The organism is Nocardia sp. NPDC051750 (assembly GCF_044453135.1).
GTDB lineage: Bacteria > Actinomycetota > Actinomycetes > Mycobacteriales > Mycobacteriaceae > Nocardia.
Genome location: NZ_JBITCK010000003.1, coordinates 993,885 through 1,013,553, shown reverse-complemented (window position 1 = coordinate 1,013,553; position 19,669 = coordinate 993,885). Strand labels below are relative to the sequence as shown.

General features: G+C 66.7%; 21 protein-coding genes. 9 read left to right on the top strand and 12 right to left on the bottom strand.

Annotation, left to right across the window (positions count from 1 at the left end; translation table 11 throughout):
- Window positions 1–16: 16 nt before the first annotated feature.
- Both ACIA75_RS17855 and ACIA75_RS17850 read right to left on the bottom strand, forming a co-directional pair.
- The gene (locus ACIA75_RS17855; RefSeq protein WP_397105083.1) at window positions 17–1,186 is read right to left on the bottom strand and encodes a nitrate ABC transporter substrate-binding protein; all 1,170 of its coding nucleotides are present in this window, start codon (window positions 1,184–1,186) and stop codon (window positions 17–19) included.
- A 105-nt stretch (window positions 1,187–1,291) separates the two neighbouring features.
- Window positions 1,292–1,438 carry a hypothetical protein gene (locus ACIA75_RS17850; RefSeq protein ID WP_397105081.1) on the bottom strand — a complete coding sequence of 49 codons (147 nt, stop codon included), beginning with the start codon at window positions 1,436–1,438 and terminating at the stop codon, window positions 1,292–1,294.
- A gap of 65 nt (window positions 1,439–1,503) precedes the next feature.
- On the opposite strand from ACIA75_RS17850, the gene ACIA75_RS17845 reads away from it, so the two are divergent.
- The 3 genes from ACIA75_RS17845 (at window position 1,504) to ACIA75_RS17835 (ending at window position 3,907) form a co-directional block, all read left to right on the top strand.
- Window positions 1,504–2,286, top strand: a complete 783-nt coding sequence (locus tag ACIA75_RS17845) for an ABC transporter ATP-binding protein (RefSeq protein WP_397105079.1) — start codon at window positions 1,504–1,506, stop codon at window positions 2,284–2,286.
- Window positions 2,283–3,158: an ABC transporter permease gene (locus ACIA75_RS17840; RefSeq protein WP_397105077.1), complete on the top strand. Its 876-nt coding sequence runs from the start codon at window positions 2,283–2,285 to the stop codon at window positions 3,156–3,158. The genes ACIA75_RS17845 and ACIA75_RS17840 overlap by 4 nt, the downstream gene beginning before the upstream one ends.
- Before the next feature lie 104 nt (window positions 3,159–3,262).
- Window positions 3,263–3,907 carry a GntR family transcriptional regulator gene (locus ACIA75_RS17835; protein ID WP_397105075.1) on the top strand — a complete coding sequence of 215 codons (645 nt, stop codon included), beginning with the start codon at window positions 3,263–3,265 and terminating at the stop codon, window positions 3,905–3,907.
- 11 nt (window positions 3,908–3,918) lie between these two features.
- On the opposite strand, the gene ACIA75_RS17830 is transcribed toward ACIA75_RS17835, so the two are convergent.
- Window positions 3,919–4,719: an inositol monophosphatase family protein gene (locus tag ACIA75_RS17830; protein WP_397105385.1), complete on the bottom strand. Its 801-nt coding sequence runs from the start codon at window positions 4,717–4,719 to the stop codon at window positions 3,919–3,921.
- 128 nt (window positions 4,720–4,847) lie between these two features.
- On the opposite strand from ACIA75_RS17830, the gene ACIA75_RS17825 reads away from it, so the two are divergent.
- Genes ACIA75_RS17825 through ACIA75_RS17815 form a run of 3 tightly spaced genes read left to right on the top strand, consistent with a single transcriptional unit; the run spans window position 4,848 to window position 8,022 of the window.
- Window positions 4,848–5,771, top strand: coding sequence for a crotonase/enoyl-CoA hydratase family protein (locus ACIA75_RS17825; protein WP_397105073.1), 924 nt, complete (start codon window positions 4,848–4,850; stop codon window positions 5,769–5,771).
- Entirely contained in the window at window positions 5,768–7,375 is a 1,608-nt protein-coding gene (locus ACIA75_RS17820) for a class I adenylate-forming enzyme family protein (protein WP_397105071.1), read from the top strand. The genes ACIA75_RS17825 and ACIA75_RS17820 overlap by 4 nt, the downstream gene beginning before the upstream one ends.
- A gap of 38 nt (window positions 7,376–7,413) precedes the next feature.
- On the top strand, window positions 7,414–8,022 hold the full coding sequence (locus ACIA75_RS17815) for a TetR/AcrR family transcriptional regulator (protein WP_397105069.1): 609 nt from the start codon (window positions 7,414–7,416) through the stop codon (window positions 8,020–8,022).
- A gap of 3 nt (window positions 8,023–8,025) precedes the next feature.
- On the opposite strand, the gene ACIA75_RS17810 is transcribed toward ACIA75_RS17815, so the two are convergent.
- From ACIA75_RS17810 to ACIA75_RS17800, 3 genes are all read right to left on the bottom strand, one after another.
- Window positions 8,026–9,267, bottom strand: coding sequence for a cytochrome P450 (locus ACIA75_RS17810; RefSeq protein WP_397105067.1), 1,242 nt, complete (start codon window positions 9,265–9,267; stop codon window positions 8,026–8,028).
- A gap of 102 nt (window positions 9,268–9,369) precedes the next feature.
- Window positions 9,370–10,212 carry a mycofactocin-coupled SDR family oxidoreductase gene (locus ACIA75_RS17805; protein WP_397105065.1) on the bottom strand — a complete coding sequence of 281 codons (843 nt, stop codon included), beginning with the start codon at window positions 10,210–10,212 and terminating at the stop codon, window positions 9,370–9,372.
- Window positions 10,213–10,414: 202 nt separating this feature from the next.
- Window positions 10,415–11,005: a TetR/AcrR family transcriptional regulator gene (locus ACIA75_RS17800; protein ID WP_397105063.1), complete on the bottom strand. Its 591-nt coding sequence runs from the start codon at window positions 11,003–11,005 to the stop codon at window positions 10,415–10,417.
- A 290-nt stretch (window positions 11,006–11,295) separates the two neighbouring features.
- On the opposite strand from ACIA75_RS17800, the gene ACIA75_RS17795 reads away from it, so the two are divergent.
- Window positions 11,296–12,174 (top strand): alpha/beta fold hydrolase, encoded by an 879-nt coding sequence (locus tag ACIA75_RS17795; RefSeq protein ID WP_397105061.1) that lies wholly within the window; start codon window positions 11,296–11,298, stop codon window positions 12,172–12,174.
- 103 nt (window positions 12,175–12,277) lie between these two features.
- Here the strand turns inward: ACIA75_RS17795 and ACIA75_RS17790 are convergent, their stop codons facing one another.
- Window positions 12,278–13,105: a hypothetical protein gene (locus tag ACIA75_RS17790; RefSeq protein WP_397105059.1), complete on the bottom strand. Its 828-nt coding sequence runs from the start codon at window positions 13,103–13,105 to the stop codon at window positions 12,278–12,280.
- A gap of 113 nt (window positions 13,106–13,218) precedes the next feature.
- On the opposite strand from ACIA75_RS17790, the gene ACIA75_RS17785 reads away from it, so the two are divergent.
- Window positions 13,219–13,650 carry a Zn-ribbon domain-containing OB-fold protein gene (locus tag ACIA75_RS17785; RefSeq protein ID WP_397105383.1) on the top strand — a complete coding sequence of 144 codons (432 nt, stop codon included), beginning with the start codon at window positions 13,219–13,221 and terminating at the stop codon, window positions 13,648–13,650.
- Complete coding sequence (locus tag ACIA75_RS17780; RefSeq protein WP_397105057.1) at window positions 13,634–14,836, top strand: lipid-transfer protein; 1,203 nt, start codon at window positions 13,634–13,636, stop codon at window positions 14,834–14,836. The genes ACIA75_RS17785 and ACIA75_RS17780 overlap by 17 nt, the downstream gene beginning before the upstream one ends.
- Before the next feature lie 128 nt (window positions 14,837–14,964).
- Here the strand turns inward: ACIA75_RS17780 and ACIA75_RS17775 are convergent, their stop codons facing one another.
- Genes ACIA75_RS17775 through ACIA75_RS17755 form a run of 5 tightly spaced genes read right to left on the bottom strand, consistent with a single transcriptional unit; the run spans window position 14,965 to window position 19,650 of the window.
- Window positions 14,965–16,416, bottom strand: coding sequence for an aldehyde dehydrogenase (locus ACIA75_RS17775; protein ID WP_397105055.1), 1,452 nt, complete (start codon window positions 16,414–16,416; stop codon window positions 14,965–14,967).
- A gap of 13 nt (window positions 16,417–16,429) precedes the next feature.
- Complete coding sequence (locus ACIA75_RS17770; protein ID WP_397105053.1) at window positions 16,430–17,176, bottom strand: SDR family NAD(P)-dependent oxidoreductase; 747 nt, start codon at window positions 17,174–17,176, stop codon at window positions 16,430–16,432.
- Complete coding sequence (locus ACIA75_RS17765; protein ID WP_397105051.1) at window positions 17,173–18,009, bottom strand: TauD/TfdA dioxygenase family protein; 837 nt, start codon at window positions 18,007–18,009, stop codon at window positions 17,173–17,175. The genes ACIA75_RS17770 and ACIA75_RS17765 overlap by 4 nt, the downstream gene beginning before the upstream one ends.
- 4 nt (window positions 18,010–18,013) lie before the next feature.
- Window positions 18,014–18,349 carry a hypothetical protein gene (locus tag ACIA75_RS17760; RefSeq protein WP_397105049.1) on the bottom strand — a complete coding sequence of 112 codons (336 nt, stop codon included), beginning with the start codon at window positions 18,347–18,349 and terminating at the stop codon, window positions 18,014–18,016.
- A 14-nt stretch (window positions 18,350–18,363) separates the two neighbouring features.
- On the bottom strand, window positions 18,364–19,650 hold the full coding sequence (locus ACIA75_RS17755) for an aromatic ring-hydroxylating dioxygenase subunit alpha (protein ID WP_397105047.1): 1,287 nt from the start codon (window positions 19,648–19,650) through the stop codon (window positions 18,364–18,366).
- Window positions 19,651–19,669: the final 19 nt, after the last annotated feature.

Genomic DNA, 19,669 nt, shown 5'->3' with positions numbered 1-19,669 from the left:
ACAGAATCGGGCAGGTTCACGGGATGCCGATGGCGGGATCGGTGAAACGACCCGTGAACAGCTGCTCCCCGGTGAGTCCGGTCGGCAGCTTCGCGCCGCCCGCCGCGAGGACTGGTGCCAGATCGTCGATGGTGCGCTGGGTGCGAGCCGGGTCGTAGGTACCGAACGAGCCGTCTGCCTCGTTGGCGAGCAGGCCGTTGTCGGACAGCAGCGCCGCACTGGCGGCCGCCTCACCCTCGGTATAGGGCGTATAGGCGACATCCCCGGCGATGACATCGACGATGGTGGCGTTGGCCGCCTCCGGGGCCTCGTGATAGTCGACGCCCGACTGCTGGATGATCGGCACGAGTTTGCTCAGGCACGGCGCCATCGCCTCCAGCTTGTCGGTGCGTACCACCACGTTGGAGGCGTAGATCTCGAAGCCGACATCCTTGACCAGCTGGTAGGCGACCGGCTTGTTCCAGGCCGGGGTGTCCTGCTCGTAGGAGTACGGCTCGGAATTCGCGAATCCCTGCTGTGCGATGGTCGGATCGCCGACGAAGCGCGCCGGCGCACCGTCGTAGGTGGTGTCGAGCTGGGACCGGTCGATCAATCCGCGGCTCACCAGCCACTGGGGAAAGATCTGCTCTTTGGACACCACCACCGTCGCATCCGATGTGCCGATATCGGCGATGGTGCGCCACTCCGGATGGCTGGCGGGGTCCCACATGAGAATGGCCGGACTGTATTTCAGTAACGGAGTCACCCCGGTGACCGGCTGACTACCCGCGGCGGCGATCAGCTGATCACCGTGCATGATGCCCAGATGGATCGCGTCGTCCACGTACAGCTGCGAGGACACCGATTGGAATCCGATGGCCGGACCACCCGCCCGCAGCGTCAGGTCGACACCGGTGTCCTTACCACCGGCGACCAGCGGTCCGGTGACCGATCGCGCGTCGGTATCGATGGTGTAGCCGGGCCCGAGCATCTGGAACAGCGCGCCCATATCGGACTGGGGCTGCCATTGCAGCTGGACCACGACATTGTCCGGGCAGACCCCGGCCAGTCGTTGTGGTTCGGCGGCGGGGTCCAGCGCGGCGGCGGCCGACCCGGAATCACCACCGGTACAGGCGGTCAACGAGACAGCGGCGAGTACCAGAGCCGAGACAGCCGCCCGGACTCGGTGCGTATATGAGATCGTCACAGGTCTCCTCGAAGCGGGAGGCGGCGGATGCCGCCGGGAGATCGGCCGCCGCGGGGTACCGCGGGCGGTGCAGCCGGCGCTGTGGTCACCGACGAACGCCGACAACTATTCATCCGCCATGATTACATGCAATATCTTCTGCGTTGCGATCAGGTTAATCCCCTCGATCTTGCCCAGAAAATCGTTGATTGCCTCGCTATATGTCAACTTTTTGACATCGTCGTAACGCGGGGCAACTGTGTTGTCATACATGCAATTGAGAATCTCCCTCGGTATAGAACAGTTTTTTGCATGCAATGATGAGCCGGAGGCGGGCCATGGGACTTGCGAACACCATGCGCGACAGCGACGCACGGACACTGACCAAGGGCACCGCCGTGTCCTTCGACCGCGTGATCAAGCGCTTCGGAACCGGCACCACCGCACTCGACGGGATCGACCTGCGCGTCCGGCACGGTGATTTCGTCGCTGTCGTCGGGCCGTCGGGATGCGGCAAGTCGACACTGCTGCGGATGGCGGCCGGGCTCGACCGCCCCTCGGCCGGCTCGGTGGCCGTCGCCACCGAGTCCATCGGCTTCATCTTCCAGGAGCCGACCCTGCTCCCCTGGCGCTCGGTACGCCGCAATGTCGAACTGTCGGCGGAACTGGCCCACCTCGACAAGGCGGCTCGCCGCTCCCGCGCTGCCGCCGCCATCCGGGCCGTCGGGCTCGACGATTTTGCCGAGCAACTGCCCCGCACGCTCTCCGGTGGCATGAAGATGCGGGCCTCACTCGCCCGTGCTCTCACCCTGGCACCCGAGGTGATGCTGCTCGACGAACCGTTCGGTGCGCTGGACGAGATGACCCGGCTGGACATGCAGGTCGAACTCCAGCGGCTTTACACCGACAAGCAGTTCACCGCCATGTTCATCACCCACTCGGTATCCGAGGCGGTGTTCCTCGCCAACCGGGTGGTGGTGCTGACCCCGCGGCCGGGCCGGATCGCCGACATGGTCGATATCGACTTCCCCTACCCACGCGGACCCGAGCTCCGCTACGACCCCCGCTTCACCGACTACGTCTCCCAGCTGTCCGCTTCCCTGCACGGAGGTACCCGATGACCGTCGCCACGGTGACCGACTATCCCGCCCGCACCGCGACCACCGCCGGCACCCCCGCGGGAACCGGCCGCGCGCTGCGCCTGATCCGTACAGCGCTGCGCGCCGGTGGGATTCCGCTCGCTTCGTTCGCCGCCGCAATCGCCGCATGGTATGCGGTGACCTATCTGGTGCTCGCCCCCGAACGCCGATTCCTCCTGCCCGCACCCCATCGGGTACTCACCGCGTCGCTGTTCGACCGGTCGCATCTGCTGCCCATGCTCGAAGCGCTCGCCGTCACGGCACAGATCGCCGCCATCGGATTCGTGGTGGCCGCGGTACTCGGAGTCGCCGTCGGCACACTGATGAGCCGCGCCCGGTGGCTGGAGCGGGCCATCTACCCGTACGCGGTGGTCATCCAGGTGATTCCGATTCTGGCGATCGTTCCGCTGATCGGATTGTGGTTCGGCTACGGCACGGCCGCCCGCACCCTGGTCTGCGTCATCATCGCCGCCTTCCCGATCATCACCAACACCCTCTTCGGATTGCAGTCGGTGGACCGCGGCCAGCACGAACTGTTCACTCTCGCCCGCGCCTCCCGATGGGATCGGCTGATCAAACTCGAACTCCCCGCCGCACTGCCCGCCATCCTCACCGGAATCCGCACGGCGGCCGGGCTCGTCGTCGTCGGTGCGATCATCGGCGATATGTTCTTCGCCAAGGGCGAGCCGGGCATCGGCACCCTGCTCGATGTCTACCGCAGCCGCCTGCAATCGGAGGATCTGTTCGCCGCGATCGTGCTCGCCTCACTGTTCGGTGTCGCGGTGTTCATGCTGTTCGGCGCCGTGTCCAAGGCATTGATCGGCGGCTGGCACACCTCCGCGGAGCGGAAATAGTCTCACCTCCACGAAACAGGGACGAACCCGGCGACCGCCCATCCATCTCCCCGGCCTCGCGCGCGCTAGCGTGTGGTGTGGCCGAGACCAGCGAAGAAAGACAGATGACCACCACCGAGCGCGCGTTGCTCACCGAATCGGTCCATGCCACCCTGCGCGAGCAGATCTTCGCCGGCGAACTTCCGCCCGGCACACCGTTGAGCGTGCCCGCGCTCGCCGCGAAGCTCAACGTGAGCCGGACACCGGTCCGCGAGGCGGTGCAGCGCCTCATCAACGAGGGGATCGCGGTCTACACCCGCAATGCGGGCGCCAAGGTCGATACCGTCGACGACGAGACGATCCGGGCGGTTTTCGAGGTGCGCGAGGTGCTCGACGGCCTCGCCGCCTATCAGGCCACCCTGCGCGCGACCAGGCAGCATCTCACGGACCTGTCCGCGATGGTCGGTGACCAGCGGGCGCTGCTCACCGAGCAGCCGGATCAGCGCCGCGATGCCCGCCTCGATCTGGAATTCCATACCGCGATCCGGGAGATCGCCGGCAACAAACCGCTCAGCGAGGCGCTGACCCGGCTGGACGGCCAGGCCCACCTGTACCGCTCGGATATGTGGACATACGACGACAACCGGCGCATCGCCGTCGACGAGCACCAACGCATTCTCGCGGCGATCCGGTCCGGTGACGCCGCCGGCGCGCGGACCGCGGCCTGCGCGCATGTGGCGGGTCTGCTGGTGCGCACCCGCCGCCGCTGAGGGTGATTACGTCAGTAGCGCTCGTTCAGGTACCCGAGCAACTCGTCGTGTAGCAGGCCGTTCGACGCGGCCGCGCTACCGCTGAGCAGCCCCGGGCTGCCGTCGAGACCGGTGAAGGTGCCACCGGCCTCGGTGACGATCACGGCGTTCGCGGCCATTTCCATCGGGGAGAGCTCCGGGTCGGCGCAGATGTCGGCCACACCTTCGGCGACCATCATGTAGGGCCAGAAGTCGCCGTAGGCGCGGGTGCGCCATACCGTGCGGGCGAGATCCAGGAAGCCGGTCAACCGCCCCTGTTCTTCCCAGCCCGTAAGGGAGGAGTACACGAGCGAAGCGTCCGGCAGCTTCGAGACCCGGGACACCCGCAGCCGGGAGGCCGAGGACAGATTGCGGCCGGTGAAGGCGCCGTGGTCCTTTGCGGCCCACCAGCGGCGACCGAGTGCGGGAGCGGAGACCATGCCGACCACAGGCCGGAAACCTCCCTCCGACGCCTCCAGGAGAGAGATCTGAGTGGCCCACACCGGCACCCCGCGCGAAAAATTCTCGAGGCCGTCGATCGCGTCGACCACCCAGCAGCGAGACCCGGTGCCCTCCAGCCCCTCCCCCTCGCCGAGCACCGCGTCGCGGGGGCGGGAACGCTGGAGCTGGCCCCGGATCAGCTTTTCCACCTCCGTCTCGGCTTCGCTCACCAGATCCATATCCGGCTTCGTCTCGACGTCGAGGTCGAGACCTCTGAAGCGGTCCGTGCTCGCCGCGGCGGCGGTGTCCATGAGGACATGGGCGAAGCGGAGGTCGTCGAGGTGGTCCTGCATTGCCATGACGCTATCCGCACCAAACGGACAGTGCCAGCGGGCCTCCCGCTCCAGCCGAGTGCATTGACAGTCCAATCGGACTGTGAAACCGTTCTCGACACCATCGCTGCCGAGATTGGAACGCCGAGATGACTTTCATCGGGAACACGGTCGACTACGAGGTGCGCAACCATCGCGCCTACCTGACCTTGAACCGTCCGGAGCGACTCAACGCGATCACCGGCGAGATGGCCCGCGAAATCGGTGAGGCTGTCGCCGCGGCCAATGCCGACGATTCGGTACGTGTCATCGTGATCCAGGGGGCGGGTCGGGCATTCTGCGCGGGCTACGACCTCAAGCTCTATGCCGAAGGCGGGGAGGAACATCAGGGCGCGGTCTGGGATCCGATCAAGGACTTCCGGATGATGAAGACCAATACGGATCACTTCTTCTCGCTCTGGCGCTCGGCGAAGCCGACCGTCGCGAAGGTGCACGGTTACGCGGTGGCCGGCGGCAGCGATATCGCACTGTCCTGCGACCTGGTCGTCATGGCCGAGGACGCCCGGATCGGCTACATGCCGGCCCGGGTGTGGGGCTGCCCCACGACCGCGATGTGGGTCTATCGCCTGGGCGCCGAACGCGCCAAACGCATGCTGCTCACCGGCGACACCATCGACGGGGTCCGGGCCCGCGAGTGGGGGCTGGTCATCGACGCGGTGCCCGCGTCCGAACTCGACACCGCGGTCGAAGAACTCGTCGACCGAATGGCCGGAGTCCCCACCAACCAGCTGGTCATGCAGAAGATGATGATCAACCAGGCATACGACAACATGGGCCTGCAAACCACGCAGAATCTCGCCGTTCTCTTCGACGGCATCACCCGCCACTCCCCCGAGGGCCGCTGGTTCGTCGATTTCGCCCAGCAACACGGATTCGACGCCGCGGTCCAGTGGCGCGACACCGGTCGTTTCATCCCCGACGGCGGCGGCGATATCCCGGCCGACGACGAAATCGCCCGGATGAAACGCGAACTCGAGGAGAAGGCGGCCACCACGGCGGAGCGCGGCCGATGACCGAGCTCACCGAATCCGTATGGCCGGTCGACACAAGCCGGTCCGTTCTCGAGATCACCGTGGGCGGGCTGCTGCAGCAGGCGGCCGCCGCGGTACCGGATCGGCTCGCGCTCGTCTCGGTCGCTCCGCGACGCAGCGCCCGCACCTGGACCTACGCCGAGCTGTGCGACGACGCCGAACGCGCCGCGGCCTGGTTGCTCGACCGTTTCCGGCCGGGCGAACATATCGCGGTCTGGGCACCGAATGTCCCCGAATGGCTTGTGCTGCAGTACGGCGCCGCACTCGGCGGTCTGGTGCTCGTCACGGCCAACCCCGCCCTGCGCGGCCCCGAACTCGAATACACACTCGACCGCTCCCGTGCCGCGGGCGTCTTCTACACCGGCAGCTTCCGCGGCACCGATATGGCCGCACAGGTCCACGCTGTTCTGCCCGCGATACCGGCGGTGCGCGTGGCGGTGACGTTCGACGGTTGGCTCGACGAGGTGCGCGGCACCGAAAAGCGCGCGCAGTTACCGGTTGTCGACCCAGGCTCGGCCACTCAGATCCAGTTCACCTCCGGCACCACCGGCCGCGCGAAGCCGGCGGTACTGGCGCACCGGTCGATGGTGACCAATGCGGCCTTCGTCCGCGATCGCTGCGGCGCGGCCCCGGGAGCGACCTTCGCCACCGCCCTACCGCTCTTCCACACCGCGGGTTGCGGTCTGGCGGCGCTGGGTTCGGTGTATCAGCGAGCCACCCTCGTCCTCGCCGAAGTCTTCGATCCGGCGACGATGCTGACGGCGATCCAGGATCACCGCGCCGAGATCTACGGTGGCGTGCCCGCCATGCTGCATGCCCTGCTCGCGTATCCCGGGCTGGCCGAGTTCGATCTCGGTGCGCTGCGGGTCGTGATGTCCGGCGGTGACGCCGTCCCGCCGGCATTGATCGACGGCTGGGCACAGGCCTGCGGCGTCCCGATGAGCGCGGTGTACGGCCAGACCGAACTCGGGCCGGTTATCTGCCAGACGAGTCCGGCCGACAGCCGCGACGACAACCTGTACACCGCGGGCCGTCCCCTTCCCGGTGTCGAGGTATCGATCCGCGATCCCGCCACCGGCGCGGTGCAGCCCGTCGGGGTCGAGGGCGAGGTCTGTGCCCGCGGATACCAGCAGATGATCGAATACCTCGATATGCCCGCCGAAACCGCGCAGACGATCGATGCCGAGGGCCGGCTGCACACCGGCGACCTCGCAACAATGGACGCCCGCGGGTACGTCCGCGTCACCGGCCGCCTCAAGGACATGATCATCCGCGGCGGGGAGAACATCTATCCCCGCGAGATCGAAGAAGTCCTGGCCGCCCATCCCGCGCTCCTCGAGGCGGCCGTCCTCGGCCTCCCCGATGAGACCTGGGGTGAAAGCGTGGCCGCGGTGGTCCGGCCGGACCCGGCACAACCGGCCCCCACCCCGGCGGACCTGCACGACTACCTGCGAGAACGTCTCGCCCCGCACAAAACCCCGAAATCCTGGTACGTCGCCGAGAGCTTTCCCGTGAACGCCATGGGCAAACTCCAGAAGTTCCGGCTTCGGGAACAGATCGCCGACGGCCGGCTCGGCGCACTGTGAACGGCGGGCCGGGGCGCGCGCACCACGAGCAGGTTTCCGTGCGACCGGCGCCACGCACCGCCGGCCCGACCCGTAGAGAACAGCACGCGAAAACCCATGCCGCACTGCTCGATGCGACGATCCGATGCCTGGTCGATTACGGCTACGCGGGCACGACCACACAGCGGATCCAGGAGGAAGCCGGCGTCTCACGGGGTGCACTCCTGCATCATTTCGCGTCGAAATCGGAGTTGCTGGTCGCCGCGATCCACCATATCGCCGACCGGCGCCTGGCCGATTTCGGCGAACACGTCGCCGGTCTGGGCGACGGCCCCGAGACCCTCCCGCAGATGGTGCACGCGGTCCGGTCGGCGATGACCGGGCCACCGTTTCAGGCGGCAATGGAACTGTGGGCCGCGTCCCGCACTGACCCACAGTTACGCGAAGCACTCCTGCCCGCCGAGAAACGGCTGGGGTCCGCGCTGCGGAACCATTTCGAGCGGCATGCCGGTATCGCCGATCCCGAAGCGGCCCGGACGGCCTTCGAATCGCTCATGGCACTCGTGCGCGGACTCGAACTCACCCGGCTCCTGCGCGCCGATTCGCCCCTGGCCGACCGCGTCGTCGACGACTGGCTCGACCACATTGCCCGGCTGCGCGGGGCCTGACGGCTACCCCGACAGCGGCGGCGACGGCGGGAAGACAACCGGCAGCGCGGTCAAGGCCCGATGGAAAGCACCTGTCCGCCAGGTGAGTTCATCGGCGGGCACCCCGAGCCGGATCTCGGGCAGGCCGTCGAGCAGTTGGTCGATGGCGTCCTGAGCGATCAGGTAGGCCAGCGAACTGGCCGGGCACACATGCGGTCCACCACCGAAAGCCAGATGCGCCCGGTTACCCGCGTGCCGGTTCGACCCGATCACCGGATCGGTATTGCAGGCCGCCATGCTGATGATCACCGGTTGATGGGCCGGCAACCACACATCGTCGATGAGAATCGGTTGCTTCGGGAAGGTGAAACAGAAATTCGCCATCGGCGGATCGTTGAACAGCACCTCGTCCAGTGCGTCCCGGGTGGACAGGCTGCCGTCGAGCGCGCTGTCGCCGAACTGTTCGTCGGTGAGCATCAACCGCAGCGCGTTCACGATCAGATTCTGCAGTGGTTCGATACCCGCCCCGTACATCGTGCCCACCTGGTTCGCGATCTCGGGTTCGGTCAATGCGCTCGGGTGCTGCATCATCCGGGTCGTCACATCGTCACCGGGTTGAGCGCGTTTGAGCTCGATCAGCTCCGCCAGCGATTTCATCAGCAACGCGGCGCCGTCCTCGGCGCCGACACCCTCGAACATCGCGGCCATCCCGGTCGCGGCCCGCTGCGCGATCTCGGTGGGACACCCCAGCATCGCGTTCAGCACCGCGAAGGTGAGCGGGAACGCGTACTGCTTGATCAGGTCCGCCGACCCGTCACCGCAGAAAGAGTTGATCAGCGGAACGGCAACCCGCTCCACGGTCTCGTGCAGGCCGAACGGGTCGATTTCGGCGAGCCCCGCCACGATCGCCTGCCGGTAGCGGGCATGCGTGCTGCCGTCGTTGCGCCGGGCATTCGGTCGCCACTGCATGAGCGGCAGCACCGGACAATCCGCGGGGATATCGCGCTGCCATGCCCGTGGGTCGGCCGGGAAATGGTCCGGGTCGTTGTAGATGCGCAGGGCCGTGTAATAGCCGATGACCAGCGTCGCGGGCACCCCCGGTGCCACCTCGACGGGTACCAGAGACCCGTACTGTGCCCGCATCGCGCGATAGGTCCGGTGCGGATCGACCGCGAATTCGGGCACATACAACGGAATCCGCGGGCCTTCGGTATCGACCGGTGAACTGTGCCGGGCCCGGGGCGATAGATGATCGGAGAGCGTCACCGGACGCATCCTAGGCACAATGCCCGCAAGATTTCTCGCGTTACGGCCAACGGACACTCGGCGAGCTGTCGCCCAGCGTGATCATTACCCGCGTATCGGACTTCAGTACTTCAATGCCCCCGCGTCGACCGGGATCTGGGCCCCGGAGAGGGGTCCCGAACCGGGGCCGGCCAGCCACGCCACCACCTCGGCGACATCCTCGACCGGCATGAAGCCGCTCTGGCCGTCGGAGGCCTGCCGCAACGCCACCGGCGGGAAACTGTGCAGGAAAGCGGGGTGTTTGCCGAACATTTCCATCATGGCGTCCGGCTGGATCATCACGGTGTCCACGGAGTACGGGTGGATCGAATTCACCCGGATACCGAACTCGCCGGCCTCCAGCGCCAGCGTATTCGTCAACGCCACCAGCCCGTGCTTGGACGCCGCGTAGTGCCCGTTACCCGGCGTCGCCTTCAGCCCGGCCGACGAGCTCACGATCACGATCGATCCGCCGTTGCCCGCCTCGATCATCGCCGGCAACGCGGCCCGGATCGTCCGCCATGTCCCGCTGAGATTGACGTCGACGACGGTGTCCCACTGCTCTTCGCTCATCTCCCACAACCGGGCCCAGCTCAGCACTCCGGCATTGGCGATGAGCACGTCGAGGCGGCCGAACTGTGCGACACCTTCGGCCACCACCTGCTCCAGTGCGAGCAGATCCCTGATGTCGACCTGACGGGTGAGGACCTTGCGGCCCGCGGACTCGACCAGCCGTGCGGTCTCCGCGAGATCCTCCGGGGTGGCGGCGGGATAGGTCACGGTCTCGGATATCGGCGCGCACGCATCGATCGCGATGATGTCGGCGCCCTGCGCGGCCAGCCGTGCCGCATGCGCGCGGCCCTGACCGCGGGCCGCGCCCGTAACCAGAGCCACCTGTCCCAGCAGCGGCTCGGTCGGATTACTCATCGTGACACCTTCGATCGTCGGGCGTATCGCCGCCGGCCATACGCGGTACCCGTATCGCCGAGGAGTTCCAGCGGATTCCGTCCCACTTCTCGGCAGCTCACATGAAGCTAGACGGGTGTCCATTCAGCAGTCAAGGCCACTGACGGCCGGCGAACTGCCGCCGGACGGTTCACTCCACGAGCCCGGTGGGTAGGACGAGGATTCATCGCGAACGCCCGTCGGCTGTGGGGATCGCGCGCTCGACCGCCAGGCGCACAAGTTCGTCGGCCTGCTTCTCGGTGAACACCCCGGGGAGGGTGAGACGTTCGAGAATGAGCCAGTTCAGCGCGAGGAACAGCAGAACGACGGTGTTCTCGTCGCCCGGCATCTCGTTGTCCAGATGGTTGCGGATATTGAAGTCCAGATCGGCTCGGATCCGCTCGGTGAGCAGAGCCTGCAGTTCGGGCCGCCGGGTGGCTTCCAGCCGGAGTTCGAGGAGCGCCAGATAGCCGGTACGGAACCGGGTGACGCGTCCGACGACTTCGGTCATGAGTTCGGTAACGGTCTCGCGGGACCGTGGTCCCTGCAGTTTCGCCATGACCGACTCGTCGGGGACCAGCCGCTCGTAGTACCGGTGACCCGCTTGCACCAGCAGGTCGTCGCGGTTGGCGAAGTAGTTGGAGGCGGTCCCCGCCGGCACTCCGGCCTCCTTGTCCACTGCGCGGAAGGTCAGCCCGCGGGCCCCGTCCCGGGCCAGGACCTCGATCGATGCGTCCAGCAATGCCTGACGGCGTTGCGGATTCGTGCGAACCACTTGACACCACTCCATCTGTAGTACTACGGTTCAAACCACTGCACACAGAGTACTACAGATGAGACGGTATGGAAAACCCGCCTCCTCACTCCTGCCGGATCCGGCGGTAGCCACCGAACGAAAGGCCTTACAGATATGCGAAAACTGCACGGCACCTTCCCCGTTCCGAACAATCCCCAGCCTTTCCCGGCTCCCCCGGCGCCCCCGCGCACGGCCACGGTCGCCAAGAAAGGGTTCCCCCGCCACGGCCGGCGCGGGAACCGATAGCACCACACCGGAGAGGAGACGACATGCGTGATGTGAAAATCTGGAGTGAAGAATTCGGCGCCGCGACGGACCCGCCGATCCTGTTGATCATGGGATCGATGTCGCAGGGCATCCTGTGGCCGGACGAGTTCGTCGACTACCTGGTCGCCGGAGGCCGGCGCGTCATCCGGTACGACCACCGCGACACCGGGATGTCGGACACGATCGACTTCGCGGCGAAGCCGTACACCTGGGACGACATCACAAACGATGTGTACCGGGTACTGGACACCCACGGCGTGGAAAGCGCACATCTGGTAGGCCATTCGGCGGGCGGCCTGCTCGCCCAGCTGATCGCGGTGGAGCACCCGGAACGGGTGCGCTCGCTCACGGTGATCGGGTCCTCACCACTCGGCGGTGGCGAAGGCCGAGTCCTCATGCGAGCCCTGCTGGGCGAACCCCAGTCCCCGGGTAGCCTGCCCGAGCCGGCGCCGGAGTTCGTGTCCTTCTACCGGACGCTCATGGCAGCCCCGCCGCCGGCGGACCGGCGCGCCCGAATCGACGGCATGGTCGCCGAACAGCGTGTACTCCACGGCACCGGCCTGCCGTTCGACGAGAACGCGGCGCGAGACCTGCAGGAACGGATCTACGATCGAGCGCACGATCTGTCAGCGGCAGCCAACCACCGCCTGGCGGCGGCCGCACGGCCCGACTTCGAACCGGCGGGCGTACTCCATCGGGTGCAGGCGCCCACGCTGGTCGTCGAGGGCAGCCACGAGCCGGTCAAACCGGGCCACGGTGCGATGATCGCCGAGCAGATCCCGGGGGCGCGGCTGACGATCGTGGCCGGCATGGGCCATACGCTGCCGGCGGAAGTGCACGAGGAACTGGCGGCTGCAGTCCTCGCGCATACGGCCGAGTGACCTACCCACCCCCGCTCGGCGCAACCCCCACTCCCCGACCGTGGGCGTTGTGGTCGACACGGGAAGGTGCCGCTGATTCCAGCGGCACCTGCGGCTGCGGCTGTCAGTAGTCGAGAGCGTGTTCGGGCTGACAGACGTGGATGGGTGACGGCAGATACCGGACGACGGCATCCAGGAGCGGGGCGATATGACTCCAGGGCGTCGTATCGCACAGCACAGGGGCAATGTCGCCGATATGGGTGAGGTGGCGGACGCGGCGATGCAACCGATCGGGCGGGATCTTCCGCACGCCGAGGGTGTCGCCGGAATCGCCGGCGCCCTGTTCCACGACCGTGTCCACGAGATCGCGGTACCACGTCTCGGCAACCTGCCACTGACTCCCGTAGAAATCGGCGGCCATCGGTTCGAGCGCCCACATCGGGATCAGGTCGACGACACCCACGAACTCGGTGCCGAGGCCGTACGGTAGCTGCAGTGCCAGGGGCACCGCGCCATGGGTACCGGCGATCTTACGGAGGCAGCGGCCGATATCGGCGGCGGCATGTTCGAGGCCGGTCACCAGGCACAACCGTGCGACCTGATGATCGTCGGCGACCCGCAGGATCGTCTCGAGCCGTGGGGCGCTCGTCGCGGCAGCGTTCATCACCGTGATCACACCGTCGGCTACCCGGATCGACCGTTCCAGGGTCGCAATGGGTGCGTGGCTCGACAGCTCGGTGAAACGAATCGTGTGCTCGCGGCAGTCCGTCGTCCACTGGACTGTGGCCGCACCTGTTCCGGTCTCGCCGGATCCGCCCAGCAGGCGGTCGACGACCCGTGCCGTCTCCTCGGGGTCGCCGATGACCGTGACATTGCGGATCGTCCGCGGTTCGATGACTTCGGTGCCCATCGTGTTGTGGTACTCCAGATCGACTCGAGGATGCCGTCGCATCCCTGATCCGGCCTCACCGTACCTCCGCCCACGCGCCGGCGGAGCGGATTTCCGACCCAAAGTAGAACGTGTTCCTATACGGTCGGGGTGTGCAGAAAGAACAACGCCCCGCCGTGGCCGACTGGTTCACCGCGGACGACGGCACGGTGCGCCTGAAGGGAAGCCGCTGCACGACCTGCGGCACGCCGTATTTCCCGCGGAACACCCTGGCCTGCCGGAATCCGCAGTGCGCAGGGCCCAAGGACGGCTCCGAGCTCGCCGAATACCTGTTTTCCACCCAGGGCCGGATCTGGTCGTATGCCGACGCCCGGTACAAACCGCCGCCGCCCTACGTCTCGCCCGAACCGTTCGAGCCGTATGTCGTCGCGGCGGTGGAACTCGAGGTCGAGCAGATGGTGATCCTCGGGCAGGTGGTGCGTGGCCTCACGGTGGACGACCTGGCCGTCGGCATGCCGGTCGAACTGACTCTCGGCGTGCTGTACGAAGACGAGGAAGCAGAGCACATGGTGTGGATGTGGAGGCCGGTCGGTGACCGAAACGAATAGCCGCGATATCGCCGTCCTCGGTGCGGGCATGCACCGGTGGGGCAAATGGGGACGCAATTTCGTCGAATACGGTCTGGTCGCCGCGCGGGCGGCGCTGGCCGATGCCGGGGTGGACCACCGCGATGTCGGCTATATCGCCGGCGCGGACACGATCCGCAACGGATATCCCGGTTTCGTGTCGGGCGCGACATTCGCCCAGGCACTGGGTTGGTCGGGTGCCCGGATCTCGAGCAGCTACGCCGCCTGTGCCTCCGGCGCCCAGGCCATCGCCAATGCGCGCGCCCAGATCCTGGCCGGGTTGTGCGATGTGGCGCTGGTGGTCGGCGCGGACGCCACCCCGAAGGGCTTCTTCCAGCCGGTCGGCGGGGAACGCCGCGACGATCCGGACTGGTTGCGATTCCACCTGCTCGGCGCCACGAACCCCATCTATTTCGCGCTGTATGCCCGCAGGCGCATGGCGCTGCACGGTGCCACCCTCGACGATTTCGCCGCGGTCAAGGTGAAGAATGCCCGGCACGGCCTCAACAACCCGTACGCGCGTTACCGCAAGGAGGTTTCGGCCGAGGAGATCGCGGCCTCGGCGGTGGTCTCGGACCCGCTGCGGCTGCTGGATATCTGCGCCACCAGCGACGGCGGTGCCGCACTGGTGCTGACGTCGATGGAATACGCGAGCCGGCACGGTATCACCGATCCGGTCCGTATCCGGGCACTGTCGACGGTGACGCCGACATTCCCGAAAACCGTGCTCGATCTGCCGGATTTCGCGACGGATTCCGCCGTGGCCGTCGCGCCTCCGCCACGCGAGTTCCGGGCCGCCGTCGCGCACGCCGCATACGAAGAGGCCGGGCTCGGGCCCGGCGACCTGTCCTTCGCGGAAGTCTACGACCTGTCCACCGCACTGGAGCTGGACTGGTACGAGGACATCGGGCTCTGCGAAACCGGCGGCGCGGAAGAACTGCTGCGCAGTGGCGCCACGACATTGGGCGGACGTGTCCCGGTGAATCCCAGTGGTGGCTTGGCCTGTTTCGGTGAGGCGATCCCCGCGCAGGCGATCGCCCAGGTCTGCGAACTCACGTGGCAGTTGCGCGGCCGGGCCGAGGGTCGTCAAGTGGAAGACGCCCGCGCGGGGATTGCCGTGAACCAAGGACTCTTCGGCCACGGCTCGGCAATTATCGCCACCCGCTGAACCCGGATTGCCGGAGCAGGTCTCGATCAATTCGTCCCGGTACCGGTCAGCTCGGACACGGTCGCGTCGGCGTCACCCTTACTCGGAGTGACGCCGACCCACCCCGGCGCCGCGCCTTCGCGCGGCGTTCAGGCCGGTTCCGCAGCGCGGGAAATCGACTGGCTCACGAGGTAACCCTCCAGTCCTTCCTTGCCGAGCTCGCGACCGTAGCCGCTGGCCTTGACGCCGCCGTAGGGCGCCAGCGGATCCATGATGTAGCCCTCGTTGATGCCGAACGAGCCCGTTCGCACGCGTGCCGCCACCGCCAGCCCACGGTCGGGATCAGAGGTGAACACCGCGCCCGCGAGTCCGTACTCGGAGTCGTTGGCCACCGCGACGGCTTCGTCTTCGTCGCGGTAGGTGAGCACCGTGAGCACCGGGCCGAATATTTCCTCGCGGGCGATTCGCATGCTGTTGTCCACTTCGGTGAACAAGGTCGGCCGGATGTACCAGCCGCGATCTATGCCGGGCGGCAGATCGGGTCCGCCGACAACGAGTTTCGCGCCTTGGCGCAGGCCGTCCTCGATGTAGTCACGTACCTTCACCTGCTGTCGTTGCGCGACGAGCGGGCCGATCCGGGTGGCCGGGTCGGCGGGATCACCGACGGTGAGGTCACCGAGGGCGGCGGCCAAGCCGTCGATGTAGTGCTGGGCACGCCCTTCCGGCACGAGTACGCGAGTCAGCGCATTACACACTTGGCCGCTGTTCGCCAGACTGGCTTGGCAGATACCGGCGGCGACCCGGGCAGGGTCGGCGTCGTCGAGGATCACCGCCGCCGATTTCCCACCGAGTTCCAGGCTCGCCGGTGTGAGCCGCTCTGCGCAGGCTCGGGCAACGGCCCGCCCGCTCGCGGTGGATCCGGTGAACGAGACCTTGTCCACGCCGGGGTGGGCGACCAGGTGGGCGCCGACGGCCCCGTCACCCGGTATGACGTTCAGGACACCGGCGGGCAGTCCCGCTTCAGCGGCCAGCTCTGCGAAAAGTAATGCATCCAAGGGCGTTTCGGGCGCGGGTTTGAGCACGACCGTGCAGCCGGCGAGCAGGGCCGGGATGGTTTTGACGATAGTGAGGAACTGCGGCATGTTCCAGGGCACGATGGCCGCGATCACTCCGGCGGGCAGTTTGGCGACCGTGATCTCCTGGCCGTAGAACCCCTGCCTGTGCTCTGTCCATTCGTAGTCGGCCGCCAACCGGCGCAGTGCCGACAACGCGAAGGTGGCGACGCCGACCTGCGCTTGCCGGGCGAAGCTGATCGGGGCACCGACCTCGGCGCTGATCAACTCCGCCATCTCCGCCCGCCGCTGTTTGTACAGTGCCGCGAATCGCTCGATGACGGCGAGCCGTTCCGCCGGCGGCATCCACGGCCACGGACCGGTGTCGAACGCGGCCCGGGCGGCGCGCACCGCGCGGTCGACGTCGTTCCGGTCGGCCCGCGGTGCGGTACCGATCGGTGCTTCGGTATGCGGTGAGATCAACGGCACCTGGCCGCCACCGGGCGCCGTCCATTCGCCGTCGATGAACAATTCACTTCTCTGGTACATGGGACTCCTCTGGTCAGGTATTGCGGCCGCCGTTGACACCGATCACCTGGCCGGTGACGTAGCCGGCCTCCTCGGAGACGAGGAACGCGCAGGCCGCGGCGATATCCTCGGGCTTGCCGGCGCGGCGCACCGGGGTGCGTTCGGCGTGGTGATCGACCGAGCCGCCCAGCAGTCCCTGTGATTCCGAATTCCGCAGCATCGGCGTATCGACGAATCCCGGCGGGATGGTGTTCACGGTGATGCCGCTGCGGCCGAGTTCCAGCGCCAGCGATTTGGTGAGTCCGATCACGCCGGATTTCGCGGCCACGTAGTGGGTCATGTATTGCTGACCGGAGTGCGCACTGGAGGAGGAGATGTTGACGATCCTCCCCCAGCCGGCCTCGATCATGTCCGGCACGATCGCCTGGCAGCAGTAGAAGACGCTGTTCAGGTTGACCGCCAGGATCCTTTCCCACAGGTCGTCCTCGATCCGCAGAAAGTTGTCGAATCCGGTCATGCCCGCATTGTTGACCAGGACCGACACCGGACCGAACTGCTCTCGCACGGTGTCGATCGCCGCGTTGACCAGCTTGCGATCGGAGACGTCGGTCCCCCCGACGGCCATTGCCTCGTGACCGGCGCTGCGGATCTCCTGGGTTACCCGGTCGGCGGCCTCGGTGTCGAGATCGAGGATCGCCGTACGGTGGCCGTCGGCGGCCAGTCGGTGGGCGATGGCCCGGCCGATACCCGAGCCACCACCTGTCACGATCGCCGTTTTCATGCCACCGCCTCCTCGCCCGCCAGGGAGGTCCGGTGCATCAGCCGCGCCGACGACTCACTGTAGGGCAGCGCTCGATGCAACATTCCAGTGTTGTCCCAGATGACCAGATCGCCCCGCCGCCACGTATGCCGCAGGACGTAGCGCGGCCGGGTCGACCACTCCAGCAGCCTGTCCAGCAATTCCCGGCCGGCAGTTTCCGACCAGCCGACGATCTCGCCGGCGGTGGCACCCACCAGCATCGATCGGCGGCCGCTGGGCCGGGTCCAGACCAGCGGGTGTTCGCGGGCCGGCGTGCGGTCCCAGATCGCGCGTTCGGCCGCAGACGGATTCGGCACCGCCAGCAACTGTGACGCCGCGAAGCTGTGCACCACGCGGAGATCCCGCACGCGCTCCTTCTCCGCATCCGGTAGTTCCTCGTACGCGGCATAGGTGTTCGCGAACTCGGTATCGCCCCCGCCGTCGTCGGACACCTGCCGCGCGGTCAGCAAGGTCGCCTTGTTCGGTACCTCGTCGGTGGTTCCGTCGATATGCCAGAAGAATGTCGCCTCCCGGTAGGCGGCCAGTTTGCTCTTCGACGGATCGCGGGTCACCCGCTGGATCTCCGGGTATTCCGATTCCCCGCCCAGCGGCAGGGCCACGACATGTCCGAGCAGCTTGCTGAATTCGACCAGATCTCTGTCGTCGACATGGGCCTCCCGGAACACCACCACGCCGCGCCGATCGAGGGCGTGCAGGCAGGCCTGCGCGATCGAACTGTCGACCAATTCGCTGCCGGAAATGCCGGTGAACTCCACACCGGTCGTTTCCCCGATATCGGTCATGGTGTAAGCCATCGGTTCACACCGCCGGTTCGGCCGTGGTGTCGAAGAACGCGGCACCGGAGTCGGGGATCCGTGGCTGGCGGAAGATATTGACCGGGTACGACACCATGATCAGCGAGTACAGCAACTGCAGCAGTCGGGTTTCCGCGTCCGGGAGATCATCGAAGTCGAAGCCGTTGAGGTAGTCGATCGCCTCCTCCGCGCGTGGGGCGATCGCGTCGTAGAACTGTTCGAGTTCTTCGATGTTCTTCGACACTCGCATGTCGTAACGCTCTTGTCTTGTGGGCCGGGCCCATTCGGCGACGTGCGGTTCGAGATCCCGGAAGGCGCCGGGCAGAGTGGTGGTGCTCATTGTTCGTCTCCTGGTCAGTCGTGCGCGGCGGTGTGGGCGGCGACGGCGTCGCGAATGACCTTGTGGAAGTTGCGGATCAGCAACTCCTGGTCGGACAGGTGGAACTGCTGGGTCGCCCGCGTCGACAGCGACTGGTGCGTGGCTTCGACGGTGTTGGAGTCCTGCATCGCGAATTCGATCGTGCTGGCCGCCACCAGTTCCTGTGCCAGCCGTTCGGCGGCGTCGGCCGGCTTGGGGAAGTAGATATCGAGTTCGTAGCTGTGCGAATCGACGGCTTCGGGCCAGTACTGGTAGGTGATATAGAAATTGCGCGCCCAGATCTGCACCGAGAAGTTCGGGAACAGCCAGTAGGAGTCGTTACCCCACGACCGGATCTTCCCCGGGTTCAGGGCCTCCTGCGGCGCACCGACGTCCTGGACGTCATCGGGACCGAACAGGCCGGCGCGGAACAGCTTGTAGATCCATTTCTGGTCGCGCTGTGCGGGACCGAGGCTCCCCGGCGCGCGTGGCGGCAACGGCGGAGGTCCGGGGACGGAGGTCAGCATATGTGTCGACCAGACGTCGTAGTGGTACGAGTCGATGGGCGGCACCATTTTCTCCGCCTTGGACACATCCGGATCGATGAATCGGCCGTGCACATACGGCGGGTGGTACCACTCCAGGACCGCGTCGATCGACAACTTCCAGTTGCCCTTGATGCGTGTCTTGTATCCGTAGTGTTCGGTCATCTTGTCGAACGGATATGCGTCGAGTACACCGAACCGGTCGCCGAGGAATGCCCGTAAGGGCTCCGCGTGCTCGGCGAAGTTCACGAAGATGAACCCGGCCCACACATCGCAGTGCAGCTCCGGCATCTTCAGCGCGGACGGGTCCAAGTCGAAGAACTGCTCGGCGTTGGTGATGTGATCGACCTTGCCGTCGAGCCCGTACCGCCAGCCGTGGTATTTGCAGGTGAAGGTGCGGCAGGTGCCCGCGGACTCCGCGGCGGGATGTTCCTGCCAGACCACCTTGTTGCCGCGGTGCGCGCACACATTGTGCAGGGCCTTGACACTCCCGTCGGCCTGGCGCACCACCACAATGGATCCGAGACCGGACAGCTCTCGGGTGAAGTACCGGCCGGTGGCCGGGATCTGTTCGATCCGCCCGACCTTCAGCCACGACCGTTTGAAGATCGCGTCGCGCTCGGCGCGGAAGAACTCCTCGGAAATGGAGTCTTCGTAACTCACCGGCGCGGTGCCCAGCTCCGGATACCCCGGGGTGAACTTGCCTCGGCCGGTGGCAAGTTTGTCTTGTATTGCCATGATTGTTCCTCCTGTGTTG

Bases quoted from the DNA above. Each gene is read 5' to 3' on its own strand.
- ACIA75_RS17850 (WP_397105081.1), bottom strand. From the start codon at position 1,438: ATGTATGACAACACAGTTGCCCCGCGTTACGACGATGTCAAAAAGTTG.
- ACIA75_RS17845 (WP_397105079.1), top strand. From the start codon at position 1,504: ATGGGACTTGCGAACACCATGCGCGACAGCGACGCACGGACACTGACC.
- ACIA75_RS17840 (WP_397105077.1), top strand. From the start codon at position 2,283: ATGACCGTCGCCACGGTGACCGACTATCCCGCCCGCACCGCGACCACC.
- ACIA75_RS17835 (WP_397105075.1), top strand. From the start codon at position 3,263: ATGACCACCACCGAGCGCGCGTTGCTCACCGAATCGGTCCATGCCACC.
- ACIA75_RS17830 (WP_397105385.1), bottom strand. From the start codon at position 4,719: ATGCAGGACCACCTCGACGACCTCCGCTTCGCCCATGTCCTCATGGAC.
- ACIA75_RS17825 (WP_397105073.1), top strand. From the start codon at position 4,848: ATGACTTTCATCGGGAACACGGTCGACTACGAGGTGCGCAACCATCGC.
- ACIA75_RS17820 (WP_397105071.1), top strand. From the start codon at position 5,768: ATGACCGAGCTCACCGAATCCGTATGGCCGGTCGACACAAGCCGGTCC.
- ACIA75_RS17805 (WP_397105065.1), bottom strand. From the start codon at position 10,212: ATGAGTAATCCGACCGAGCCGCTGCTGGGACAGGTGGCTCTGGTTACG.
- ACIA75_RS17795 (WP_397105061.1), top strand. From the start codon at position 11,296: ATGCGTGATGTGAAAATCTGGAGTGAAGAATTCGGCGCCGCGACGGAC.
- ACIA75_RS17790 (WP_397105059.1), bottom strand. From the start codon at position 13,105: ATGCGACGGCATCCTCGAGTCGATCTGGAGTACCACAACACGATGGGC.
- ACIA75_RS17775 (WP_397105055.1), bottom strand. From the start codon at position 16,416: ATGTACCAGAGAAGTGAATTGTTCATCGACGGCGAATGGACGGCGCCC.
- ACIA75_RS17770 (WP_397105053.1), bottom strand. From the start codon at position 17,176: ATGAAAACGGCGATCGTGACAGGTGGTGGCTCGGGTATCGGCCGGGCC.
- ACIA75_RS17765 (WP_397105051.1), bottom strand. From the start codon at position 18,009: ATGGCTTACACCATGACCGATATCGGGGAAACGACCGGTGTGGAGTTC.
- ACIA75_RS17760 (WP_397105049.1), bottom strand. From the start codon at position 18,349: ATGAGCACCACCACTCTGCCCGGCGCCTTCCGGGATCTCGAACCGCAC.
- ACIA75_RS17755 (WP_397105047.1), bottom strand. From the start codon at position 19,650: ATGGCAATACAAGACAAACTTGCCACCGGCCGAGGCAAGTTCACCCCG.